9 protein-coding genes are annotated in these 10849 nt (G+C 71.8%); all 9 read right to left on the bottom strand.

Going from position 1 to position 10849, the window contains the following annotated elements; genetic code table 11:
- Positions 1 to 36: 36 nt before the first annotated feature.
- Positions 37 to 2595 (bottom strand): Ig-like domain-containing protein, encoded by a 2559-nt coding sequence (locus IM770_RS05045; protein ID WP_203580047.1) that lies wholly within the window; start codon positions 2593 to 2595, stop codon positions 37 to 39.
- A gap of 214 nt (positions 2596 to 2809) precedes the next feature.
- Positions 2810 to 4270, bottom strand: a complete 1461-nt coding sequence (locus IM770_RS05050) for an aldehyde dehydrogenase (NADP(+)) (protein ID WP_203580048.1) — start codon at positions 4268 to 4270, stop codon at positions 2810 to 2812.
- Between the two features lie 2 nt (positions 4271 to 4272).
- A complete protein-coding gene (locus IM770_RS05055) occupies positions 4273 to 5751 on the bottom strand; it encodes an FAD-dependent oxidoreductase (RefSeq protein ID WP_203580049.1) in 1479 nt (492 codons plus the stop codon).
- Positions 5744 to 6049, bottom strand: a complete 306-nt coding sequence (locus IM770_RS05060; RefSeq protein ID WP_203580050.1) for a (2Fe-2S)-binding protein — start codon at positions 6047 to 6049, stop codon at positions 5744 to 5746. The genes IM770_RS05055 and IM770_RS05060 overlap by 8 nt, the downstream gene beginning before the upstream one ends.
- On the bottom strand, positions 6046 to 7212 hold the full coding sequence (locus IM770_RS05065) for an NAD(P)/FAD-dependent oxidoreductase (RefSeq protein WP_203580051.1): 1167 nt from the start codon (positions 7210 to 7212) through the stop codon (positions 6046 to 6048). Before IM770_RS05065 ends, IM770_RS05060 begins: the two co-directional genes overlap by 4 nt.
- A complete protein-coding gene (locus IM770_RS05070) occupies positions 7209 to 7919 on the bottom strand; it encodes a GntR family transcriptional regulator (RefSeq protein ID WP_203580052.1) in 711 nt (236 codons plus the stop codon). The genes IM770_RS05065 and IM770_RS05070 overlap by 4 nt, the downstream gene beginning before the upstream one ends.
- Positions 7916 to 8917 carry an ornithine cyclodeaminase family protein gene (locus IM770_RS05075; RefSeq protein WP_203580053.1) on the bottom strand — a complete coding sequence of 334 codons (1002 nt, stop codon included), beginning with the start codon at positions 8915 to 8917 and terminating at the stop codon, positions 7916 to 7918. The genes IM770_RS05070 and IM770_RS05075 overlap by 4 nt, the downstream gene beginning before the upstream one ends.
- A complete protein-coding gene (locus tag IM770_RS05080) occupies positions 8914 to 9915 on the bottom strand; it encodes a proline racemase family protein (RefSeq protein WP_203580054.1) in 1002 nt (333 codons plus the stop codon). Before IM770_RS05080 ends, IM770_RS05075 begins: the two co-directional genes overlap by 4 nt.
- A gap of 13 nt (positions 9916 to 9928) precedes the next feature.
- The gene (locus tag IM770_RS05085; protein ID WP_203580055.1) at positions 9929 to 10837 is read right to left on the bottom strand and encodes a dihydrodipicolinate synthase family protein; all 909 of its coding nucleotides are present in this window, start codon (positions 10835 to 10837) and stop codon (positions 9929 to 9931) included.
- Between the last annotated feature and the right edge of the window lie 12 nt (positions 10838 to 10849).

Below are 10849 nucleotides of genomic sequence, written 5' to 3' on the forward strand. Positions count from 1 at the left end.
CGTCGGTGGTCGGTGTGCCGACCGCCGTCGCGATGCTCAATCCGCGAGCGTGAACCTCACCTCCGTGGTGTTGCCGGCGGCGTCCGTCACGACGAGCAGGTTGTCACCGAGCTGCGCGCCGCGCTCGCCGGGGACGATCCGGTCCACATCGCTCTTCTTGCCCTGCGACTGCTGCGGCACGCCGTTGACGGCCACGGAGGCGACGCGATCGTTGTCGCGGATCTTGAAGCTGACCGCGGCGTAGGTGCCGTCGCCGCCCTTGGTGAAGGCGGCCCCCTTCTTGACCGTCACGCTCGGCGCCGTGGCATCGATCGAGAACGCGAACGAGGTGGTCGCCGACACGTTGCCGGCCTCATCCTCCGCGTGGTAGCGCACCGTGTAGTCGCCGTCGGCGAGGCCGGTCACCGTCGCGGTGTGGGACGCCGCGGTCGCGCCTTCGACGTCGGTCCGGGTCCTCTCGACGAGCTTCCCGCCCTTGTAGACGTCGGCGACGATCTTCGCGAGTCCCGCGTCGTCGGTCGCGTCGACCTGGATCGAGAGCCCGCTCAGCGGCCCGGCGACGGCCGGCGAGACGAGGACGGCTCCGGGTGCCTCAGTGTCGGGCTCCCAGAGTGCGACGAGATCGACCGACGTCGTGCCCGCGGGGATCGTCCACTCCGCCGGCAGCGGCTCCGTCGAGCCCGCCAGCGCCCATCCGGCGAAGCGCTCGCCGGGGCGGGACCAGTCCGTCCCGGCCACGTCGGTGATGGAGGGCAGTGCGAAGCCCTGCGCCGGTGCGTCGACGGTCACCGACTCATCGCCCGAGGAGAGCGAGACCTTCACCGGAAGGATGTAGGCCGAGGTGCCCTGCGCCGCGGTGCGCGTCGTGTCTTCGAGCATCCAGCGTGTGCCTGCCGCGGCATCCGTCAGCGTCATCGACACCCCCGAGCCCGCGCGGCCGTCCAGCACGAGAGCGCGGCCGTTGGCCCGGTTCACGAGCTGGCCGTCGTAGGCGTTCGACGTCGTGGTGGCATCGGAAGCGAAGGTCCACGTCTGACGGGGGTCGGACGCGTCCCGCGTGATCCCGAGATAGCCCACCTCGGTGTCGGAGAGGGCGGTCAGCACGCCGCTGCCGTCCGAGGCGCTGATGACGAAGCCTCCGCCCTCGTAGGCGAGCTTCCACACGCCGCCGCCCCAGCGGAACCAGATGACGATGTCACGCGACGGGTGGTCCGGGTCTCCGGCGTAGCGGTCGATCTGGTAGTCCGAGCCCAGGCTTGTCGTCACGATGCGGAAGACGTCGTTCGCGTAGTCCACGTCGGTCGCCTCGACGCGCGCCGGCTGCGCCGGCTCCTGCCGGAAGTCGCCGTGATACACGTCGGGCCCGGGCACGTCCCACGGCGACGGCATCGCCACGTCGGCCGGGTAGATGGACGCGAAGAACTCGTACGCCATCGGGTCGTACTCCTTGAGCTCCGCTCGCGTGTTGATGGGGCTGCGCACGCCGTCGTTCCAGTCGGGCTTCTCCGCCATGTTGTCGAACCAGATGGTCGACAGAGTCGCGAAGAACTCGTCGCGGTTCGACATCGCGTAGGTGTTCGGCCAGCGCCCTGTCGTGTACGCGTTCTCGTACGCGGCGAAGAAGGCGTCTGCGAGGGTCTGGTCCTCCTGCTCCTCGATGCCGACCGACAGCACGGCGTGCCCGAACTCGTGCACGAGGATGTTCTCGTTCGGGTAGGACGTGTTGAGGAACGCGTTGGCGTCACCGCGCGTGCGCAGGACGTTGCGCTCCGAGATCGACGACACGCAGTTGTTCCACATGTTTCCGCCGTACCCCTCGACGTCGTACATGGTGGGGTTGTAGCCGCCGCGATGCTCGGGCACGAGATACGCGTTCTCGCGCGCGCCGTACACCGCGAGGGAGCACCCGTTGGCGGCCATGGTCCGGGCGATGCCGGTGGAGGTGACCGCGAGCTGGGCGTCGACCTGCGCGGCCGCCTTGACGAGCGTGTCCGCGGCCACGCGCTCGCCGGCCTTGACCTTGATCCCGGTGGCGGTCGTCACCGACTGCGTGTAGTAGTCGAGCTTCGGCACACCCGCGTAGGTCGCGGTCTTCGCGGTCTTGCCGGTGGCATCCGCGATCGCGGCGCCGTCGATCTCGAGGGTGAGCGGCAGGCTCGGGTCGATGGTGCCCGTGTAGGCGATGCTCGAAAGGTGGAGGTCCTCGGGCAGCCGCGCCATGCTGTTGGCCGCCGTCGCGGCGATCTGCTTGTTGTCCTTGTCGAAGAAGATGGTGTCGGTGCCGCCCTGCGCCGGCTTCGCCCGGAGCGAGACGGTCCGGTCGCCGTTGCGCAGCGTGATGTTGCCGGGACTCACCGCCGCGTTCTCGTCGACGTAGCGGTCCCAGTAGATCTCGAGGTACTTGGCCTCGTTGATCACCCGGACCTCGGTGACCTGCGGCCCGTCGAAGCTCGTATCGATCTGCACCGTGCCGTCGGCGCCTACGGCCACATCGCCGTCGGCTGCGACCGCCGCCGGGCCGGTCCAGGCCAGCGCCGAGGCGACGACCACGCCACCGACGGTCAGGCCGCCGATGAGGGTTCTCCTGCGTTTCATCTGCTCACTCCGTTGATCTCAGCCGGGCGACGACACTCGGCGAGCAGCCGGGGCTGCGGGGTGGAGCGTCGTCGCGTCACAATGCTTCCGCTCCTGATGGCCGCGGTAGTGGTGCAATGGTACTGGTGATGGTGCAATGGCACCAGAGATTTCATCGGATGGAAACACCTCGCGGCCCCTGGGTCTCCCTGGGGCCGCGATCACGCAGGGGAAGTCAGGACGTGGTCAGCGCCCCGTCGACGCGCCGAGGGATCCCGAGCGGGTTCGCTGCCCGCAACGCCGGAGGAAGCAGGGCATCAGGCATGTTCTGATAGCTCACCGGCCGCAGGAACCGGGTGATCGCGGCTGCTCCCACCGAGGTCGTGCCGACCGCGGTCGTGGCGGGGTAGGGTCCACCGTGCTGCTGCGCCCAGGTCACCGAGACGCCTGTGGGCCATTGGTTCCACAGCACGCGCCCCGCCTTGGTCGCCAGCACCGGGACGAGTTCGGTCGCGATCGTGTCGTCCTCCGACCCGACGACGGTGGCCGTCAGCTGGCCCTCGAGCACCTCGGCGACGGCGACCATCTCGGTCTCGTCCTCGTAGGTCGCCACGAGCGCGGCCGGACCGAACATCTCGGAGATCAGCGACTCGTGGTCGGCGCGGAGCGCCGCCGCCGTCGTCCTCAGCAGCACCGGGGCGGGATCGCCGGAGGCGCCGGTCGAGCCGGCCAGCACCTCGACCGCGTCGTGGGACGCCGTCGCCTCGACGGCCTCGCGGAAGCCGTCGGCGATCCCGTCGTTCAGGAGCGGCGCCGGTCCCGGCAGCGATGCGGAGGCGAGCAGGGCGTCCAGCCCGGAGTCTGCGGGCACCAGCAGCACGCCCGGCTTCGTGCACAGCTGTCCGGCGCTCCCGGTGACCGAGGCGACGAAGCCCTCGACGATGTCCTGGCCCCGCTCCGACGCGGCCGAGCGGGTCACGAACGCCGGGTTGACACTGCCGAGTTCGCCGTAGAAGGGGATGGGCTGAGGGCGGGATGCTGCGATGTCGAACAGCGCGCGACCGCCCGCGATCGACCCGGTGAACGCGGCCGCCTGGATCAGCGGATCCTTCAGCGCCTGCACGCCGGCCTCGGTGCCGTAGACGGTGTCGAACAGCCCGGCCGGCGCGCCGACGGAGGTCAGTGCGTCACGCACGACCGTCGTCGTCGCTGCGGAGAGCCTCGGGTGTCCGCGGTGAGCCTTCACGACCACCGCATTGCCTGCGGCGAGGGCGCTGGCGGAGTCGCCGCCGGCCACGGAGAACGCGAACGGGAAGTTGCTGGCTGCGAACACGAGCACCGGACCGATCGGCTCGAGCTGCCGCCGAAGATCCGGCCGTGGCGCGCCCATCGGCCAGTCGCCGTCGGCGTGGTCGATGCGGGCGTCGAGCCAGGTGCCCTCCTCGAGCACCTCGCCGAACAGTCGCAGCTGGAAACTCGTCCGGCGCACCTCGCCGCGCAGGCGCGGCTCGGGCAGGTGCGTCTCGCGCTGCGCCTCGGCGATGAGCTCGTCGGCGTGCGCGTCGAGGGCGTCAGCGACGGCGCCGAGCGCGCCGACCCGGTCGCCGATCGTGCTTCGACGCCAGAGGGCGGATGCCTCGGCCGCGCGTCGCACGATCGCGGCGACGTCGTCGGGGGTCGTGGCGGGAACGGTCATGGTCAGTCCTTTCGGTCGGCGAGAGCTGCGAGGTGGGCGACGGTCAGCGGGACCGCCAGCGGGCGCTTCACGAGCGGCTCGAGGTCGGTGGGCTCTGCGGGTCGCCCCACCTCGGCCGAGACGAGGCACGAGAGGGAGAAGCCGCACACGCGGCCCTGGCACAGGCCCATGCCGGGGCGCGCCGTGACCCGCACGTCGCGCGGGTCGTCGGCGGCCAGGGCGGTCACGGTGGTGCGCACCGCGGCGGCGTCCACCTCTTCGCACCGGCAGACGGTCGTGTCGGGCGAGAGCCACGTCGGCCACTCCGCGGGCACGGGCGAGGCCCGGTGCATGCCGACGGCGAACCGGCGGCCACGAGCGATGCGTCGACGCAGGCGCGCGCGACGGCGTGCGTCGTCGGCGCGCCCGGCGTCGACAGCGGCGGTGAGCGCCGCGAGCTCGCCCTCTGCGCACGACTGCACGGCGCCCCCGATACCGGTCACCTCGCCCGCGAGGTAGACCCCGGGCGAGGTGGAGCGCTGGTCGGCGTCTGCGACGGCGACCAGCGACGAGTCGACATCGACGCGGGTCCGCGCGCCGAGCCCGACCGCGAGCTCGAGCTGCGGGGTGAACCCCCAGCCCAGCGCGACGAGGTCGGCCTCGACGACGCGCTCAGTGCCCTGCCGGATCCGGCCCTGGGCGTCGACACGCGCGATCGTCACCTGCGAGACCCGGCCGGAGCCTGTCATGGAGGTGACGACGCTGCGGGTGCGCAGCGGGATCCGGCGCTTGAGGAACGTCGCGGCGTACCCGAGACCCTCCCACAGCTTGCCGGGCTCTTGAATCGCCCGGAGTGGCGTGGCGGCCCAGCGCGACAGCGCATTCGCGTCGCACACCGCGACGACCTCGACTCCGGCATCCGCGAGCCCTGCGGCCACCGAAAGGAGGAACGGACCGGTTCCCGCCACGACGGCTCGGCGGCCGGCCGCCACCTGATTCGCCTTCAGGAGCGCCTGCACCCCGCCGGCCGCCATCACGCCGGGCAGCGTCCAGCCGGGGACCGGCAGCTGGCGATCGTAGGCGCCGGTGGCGAGCACGACGCGCTCCGCGCGAACGTCCCGCGAGTCCGCTTCGGGAACGCCGGCGCCGGCGCGCTCGACGTCGGATGCGGGCGTCGTGCGCAGCACGAGCAGGCTGTCGATGCGGTCGATCCGCCACACGTGCCGGGCGGCGAGGTGGACGAGCCGCCCGCCGTCGACGGCCCGCCGGAGCCGTGCGCGAAGATCGCGATAGTGCGTCCAGTGGTGGTGGCCGGTCGACTCCGGCCGCGAGAAGGCCGAGAGGTGCTGCTCGTCGGGGTGGCGCCAGTACTGACCCCCCGTCTGCGCAGCCGCATCGACCAGCGCGACCATCAGGCCGCGCTCGGCCGCCGCGACGGCCGCCGACAGGCCGGCGGGCCCCGCGCCGACGACCGCGAGTTCGAAGACGGATGCCTCAGCCAACGTCTGCTCCTGTCACCGGCAGGGGCTCGCTCGGGTCATCGCTGCGTACAACCTGTCCGTCGCGTGCGGCCGTGACGCAGGCGCGCCGCGCGCGATGGCCGTCGACGGTCAGGATGCAGTCGTAGCAGACGCCGATGCCGCAGAACAGTCCGCGCTGCTCGCCGGTGCCGCGGGTGATCCGCCAGGACGAGACTCCGGCCGCCGTCAGCGCGGCGCCGACCGTCTGCCCGCGGCGGAAGGCGATCGGCCGGCCGTCGAAGGTGAGCTCTCCGGCGGTGTCGGGCTCTGCGGCGCTCATGCGGCGGGCCTCTCGTCGAAGCGATGGGGGCGGAACGGCTCGAGCGACAGGTCGGTGCGCTCGCCCCGCATTGACTGGACCAGGAGCTTGGCGGTCCCGACCGACAGCCCGATCCCGGCGCCCTCGTGACCTGCGGCGTGCCACAGCCCCGGCATCCGTCCGTCCTCTCCGATGACGGGGAGGTGATCCGGGCAGTACGGGCGGAATCCCGAGTACGTGCGCATGATCTGGACGTCGGCGAGGACGGGGAACAGCTCGATTCCCGCGCGTGCGATACGGCCCACCGCCTCGGGCGAGAACGTCGCGTCGAATCCGACCCGTTCGCGGCTGGCGCCCATGAGGATGGTGCCGCTCGGTGTGCCCTCGACGACGGACGAGACCTGCAGGCCTGCGTCGGAGCTCGCGACGTTCTCGACGTACTCCGCCGAGTACACCTTGTGGCGGACGGTCGGCGGCAGCGGTTCGGTGACGAGGACGAATCCGCGGCGGGGGAGCACCGGAACCTCGACGCCCGCGAGCGCGGCGACCTCGCCGCTCCACGGCCCGGCGCACACGACGACAGCGCCGGCGTCGATGCGGCCGGCGGAGGTGTCGATCCCGGTGACCCGGCCGCGACTGACCTCGATCCCGTGGACGACAGTGTGCGTCAGCAGCCGGGCGCCGCGGTCGCGGGCGAGCCGCAGCAGGTGGTGTGCTGCGAGGACCGGCTGCACCTGGGCATCGTCCGGGTAGAACGCGCCGCCGGTCATCGCGGGATTCAGATACGGCTCGATCTCGCGCAGCGCCGGCGAGCCGGTGACATCGTCGACGCGGATGCCGAGACCGCGCTGGTGCGCCACGAGCACGTCCAGCGCGCGCTTGCCGCGAGCTGTCGACGATACGACCAGACCGCCCTTCGCCTCGAACTCCCAGTCCGCCGCGTGCTCGGCAAGCTCGCCGCGCCAGATCGTCTGCGAGTACAGCGAGAGCTCCAGCTCGGGCCCGACCTCCTTGTCGGAGACCAGCAGGTTGCCCTCGCAGCGGCTCGTGGTCCCGGACGCGATCGAGCCCCGCTCGACCACCGTCACCGACAGTCCCGCGTGTGCGGCGAAGTACGCGACGGCCGCGCCGAGGATCCCCGCCCCGACGATCACGACGTCCGAGCGGGGTGCTGCCGCGCTCATGCCGGTCTCGGGACGCCCGCGGGCGCGGGCCCGGCGGCGGAGTAGTCGGACCAGTCGGTCAGGACATGCTCGATGTGGGCGTGTACGAGATCACGGGCGCGGACCGCGTCGCCGGCCTCGATGGCATCGAGCATGTCGTCGTGCTCGCGTGCCGAGGAGGTCAGACGACCCTGCTCGGCGAGCGCCGAGAGCCCGAACAGCCGTGTCTGCGAGCGCAGCATGGCCACGAGCTCGGTGAGGCGGGCGTTGCCGGCGTACTGCAGCAGTGCCAGGTGGAAGTCGCTGTCGGCCGTGAGGTAGCCGATCAGATCGCCGGTCTCGGCGCCCTGGACGATGGCCGCGGCCTGCCGGCGCAGCTCGGGCAGGGCCGCGGCGGGGACATGCGGGGTCGCCCGCTCGATGGCGGGCGGCTCGAGCATGAGGCGGAGCTCGGTCACCTCCCGGAGATCCTGCGGCGACACCTCGGTGACCTGGAACCCGCGGTTGGGGAGCGCGATGACCAGGCCTTCGCGGACGAGGTCGAGCATCGCCTCGCGGATCGGAGTGGCGGACACCCCGAACTGCTCGCCCAGGCTCGGAGCCGAGTACACGCGTCCGGGCTGCATCTCGCCGCTGATGATGGCGGAGCGAAGGGCTCGGGTCACGGTGTCGCGGATGCTCGGCTGCTTGCTGAGGCGCACGACGCTGCGCAGCTCGGGACCGGTCATGTGTACGCCTCCTCGGACGCGATCGGCTCGTCCACTCGCGTGGATCCCATGATGCTCTCCACCACGGCCAGGTCTTCCCACGCCATGCCGACCCCCGTGTACACTGCCGGCGCACCGGGACGTCTGACGACCTCGCCGCGGACCAGCTCGGCCAGGTTCGCGATCGGCTGGACGCCCGTGGCCCACTCGCCGTCGCTGCGGGCGGCGGCGAGATTGCCGTTCTCCCGGAGGGCGGACGCGCGCGCCTCGACCACGAGGTCGGCGGCGCGCACCAGCCGGTCGCCCAGCTCGCGGTGGCCGCGTCCGTGGGATCCGATCGCCGCCACCACGGTGCCCGCGCGGATGTCGTCGAGGTCGAGGATGGGGGCCGGCGACGAGGTGGCGGTGACCACGACGTCGGCGGCCGCGAGGTTGTCCCGCGATCCGGCGTGTGCCCGGACGCCGGCACCGCGCAGCGCGGCGACGGCGGACTCGACCCGGTCGGGCGTCCGCCCCATCACGCTCACGCGTTCGACCGGCAGCCGGTCGGCGAGCGTGAGCGCATGCTCGACCGCCTGGGGTCCGGACCCCGCGATGGCGAGGTGGCCGATCGAGGTCCGGGGGCCGGACGGATCGGCCGCCAGCAGCCCGGCGACCGCCACCGCCGTCACCGCAGGGGTGCGCAGCGTCGTGAGGCGTGCGCCGTCCAGGATGGCGCGGGGCGCGAGCGTGTCGCGGTCGAACAGCAGGTACCAGGCGTGGATCTTCGGCAGGCCGCGCCGGGTGTTGCCGGGCGCGATCGTCGCCACCTTGATGCCCGCCGAGGCCGAGGACTCGGCCGGCATCAGCAGGAACTCGCCGCCGGCGAGCGGGGCGAACAGGCGGTCGTGATCGTGCTCGATGTCCCAGCCGGCCCGGAGGGCCGCCGTGATCGCATCGACCGCGTCGCCGCGCGAGAAGATCGCGTCGATCTCGGCCGCCGTGACGACCGGGATGCCGAGCGCGGGTGAGGAGGTCACAGCAGGAACCCCCGCGGGAACGGGTCGGACGGATCGAGCATGTACTGCGCGGTGCCCGTCACCCATGCCCTCCCGGTGATGGTCGGGACGACCGCCGGGATGCCGTCGACCGAGGTCTCTTCGACGAGCCGGCCGGTGAACGACGTGCCGATGTAGGACTCGTTGACGAAGTCGGTGTCGAGCGGCAGGAGCCCCCGCGCGTGCAGCTGCGCCATGCGCGCGCTCGTGCCGGTGCCGCACGGCGAACGGTCGAACCACCCGGGGTGGATCGCCATCGCGTGGCGCGAGTGGCGAGCCGTCGAGCCCGGCGCCTCGAGGTACACGTGGTGGCAGCCTCGGATCGTCGGGTCGAGCGGATGCTGCGGGGCATCGGCTTCGTCGATCGCCGCCATGATCGCGAGCCCCGCGGCCAGCAGGTCGTCTTTGCGGGCACGGTCGAACGGCAGCCCGAGGCTGTCGAGCGACACGATGGCGTAGAAGTTGCCGCCGAACGCGAGGTCGTACGAGACCTCGCCGAAGCCGGGGACGTCGACCGAGCGGTCGAGCCCGACCACGAACGAGGGCACGTTGCGGATCGTCACGCGCTCGGCGTGGCCGTCGGTCACGGCGACGTCGGCGATCACGAGACCCGCCGGGGTGTCGAGCCGGATGGTCGTCACCGGTTCGACGACCGGCACCATTCCGGTCTCGACCAGCACGGTGGCCACGCCGATGGTTCCATGACCGCACATGGGAAGGCAGCCCGACACCTCGATGTACAGCACGCCGAAGTCCGCGTCCGGGCGCGTCGGAGGCTGCAGGATCGCACCGCTCATCGCGCTGTGGCCGCGGGGCTCGTACATCAGGAGGGTGCGGACGTCGTCGCTGTTCGCCATGAACCACTGACGACGCTCTTCCATCGTCGCTCCCGGGAGCACGCCCACGCCGCCGACGATGACGCGGGTGGGCATGCCCTCGGTGTGGGAGTCGACGGCGTGGAACACGCGCTTCGATCGCATTCGGGTCCTCGGATCAGCGGTAGCCCTTGGCCAGGACGGCCTCGGTGTCGGAGATGATACGCGCGCGGACGTCCTCGGGCAGAGGCAGGCGCGGCGGGCGCGTGGTGATGCCGGCGGGCGCGACGCCGGCGACCTCCTGCGAGAGCTTGATCGCCTGGACGAACCAGGTCTTCGAGTCCCAGCGCAGCAGCGCGTGCAGATCGCGGTAGATCTCGCGCGCCTTGACCCAGTCCGCGGGGTCGTCGGACGTCGACAGATTGTACAGCTCGACGGTCGAGGCGGGGATCGCGTTCGGGTAGCCGGCGACCCACCCGACGGCGCCGTTGATGCCCAGCTCGAGCACGACGTCGTCGGAGCCGATCGAGATGTCGAGGCCGGGTGCGAGCTCGCGGATCTCGAATGCGTGGCGCACGTCGCCCGAGAACTCCTTCACCGAGACGATGAGCCCCTCCTGGTACAGGCGTGCCAGCAGGTCGGGGCGCAGGTCGACCTTGGTGTCGATGGGGTTGTTGTAGGCCAGCACCGGCAGGCCGACAGCCGCGACCCGGCGGAAGTGGTCGACCACCTCGTCGTCGCTCGCGCGGTACGCGTTGGGCGGAAGGAGCATGACGGCGGGGGCGCCGTGCTCGGCGGCGTGCTCGGCGAGGCGGACGCTCTCGAGCGCTCCGTACGCGCCGACGCCGGGGATGACGGCCGTGCCCGCGGGGGCGGCCTCCACGGCGGTCAGATAGACCTGCCGCCGCTCGTCCTCGGTGAGCGTCTGATACTCGCCGAGCGACCCGTTCGGGATGATCCCCGTGACGCCGTGGGACGTCGTGAACCGCACGTGCTCGGCGTACGCGTCGTAGTTCACCGAGAAATCGGGATTGATGGGGAGGGTCGTGGCGAGGTTCACACCGTGCCAGGGCTTGCGGTCGGTCATCATGTCTCCATT

This window comes from Microbacterium hibisci (genome assembly GCF_015278255.1).
GTDB classification, from domain to species: domain Bacteria; phylum Actinomycetota; class Actinomycetes; order Actinomycetales; family Microbacteriaceae; genus Microbacterium; species Microbacterium hibisci.

Bases quoted from the DNA above. Each gene is read 5' to 3' on its own strand.
- IM770_RS05045 (WP_203580047.1), bottom strand. From the start codon at position 2,595: ATGAAACGCAGGAGAACCCTCATCGGCGGCCTGACCGTCGGTGGCGTG.
- IM770_RS05050 (WP_203580048.1), bottom strand. From the start codon at position 4,270: ATGACCGTTCCCGCCACGACCCCCGACGACGTCGCCGCGATCGTGCGA.
- IM770_RS05060 (WP_203580050.1), bottom strand. From the start codon at position 6,049: ATGAGCGCCGCAGAGCCCGACACCGCCGGAGAGCTCACCTTCGACGGC.
- IM770_RS05065 (WP_203580051.1), bottom strand. From the start codon at position 7,212: ATGAGCGCGGCAGCACCCCGCTCGGACGTCGTGATCGTCGGGGCGGGG.
- IM770_RS05070 (WP_203580052.1), bottom strand. From the start codon at position 7,919: ATGACCGGTCCCGAGCTGCGCAGCGTCGTGCGCCTCAGCAAGCAGCCG.
- IM770_RS05080 (WP_203580054.1), bottom strand. From the start codon at position 9,915: ATGCGATCGAAGCGCGTGTTCCACGCCGTCGACTCCCACACCGAGGGC.
- IM770_RS05085 (WP_203580055.1), bottom strand. From the start codon at position 10,837: ATGACCGACCGCAAGCCCTGGCACGGTGTGAACCTCGCCACGACCCTC.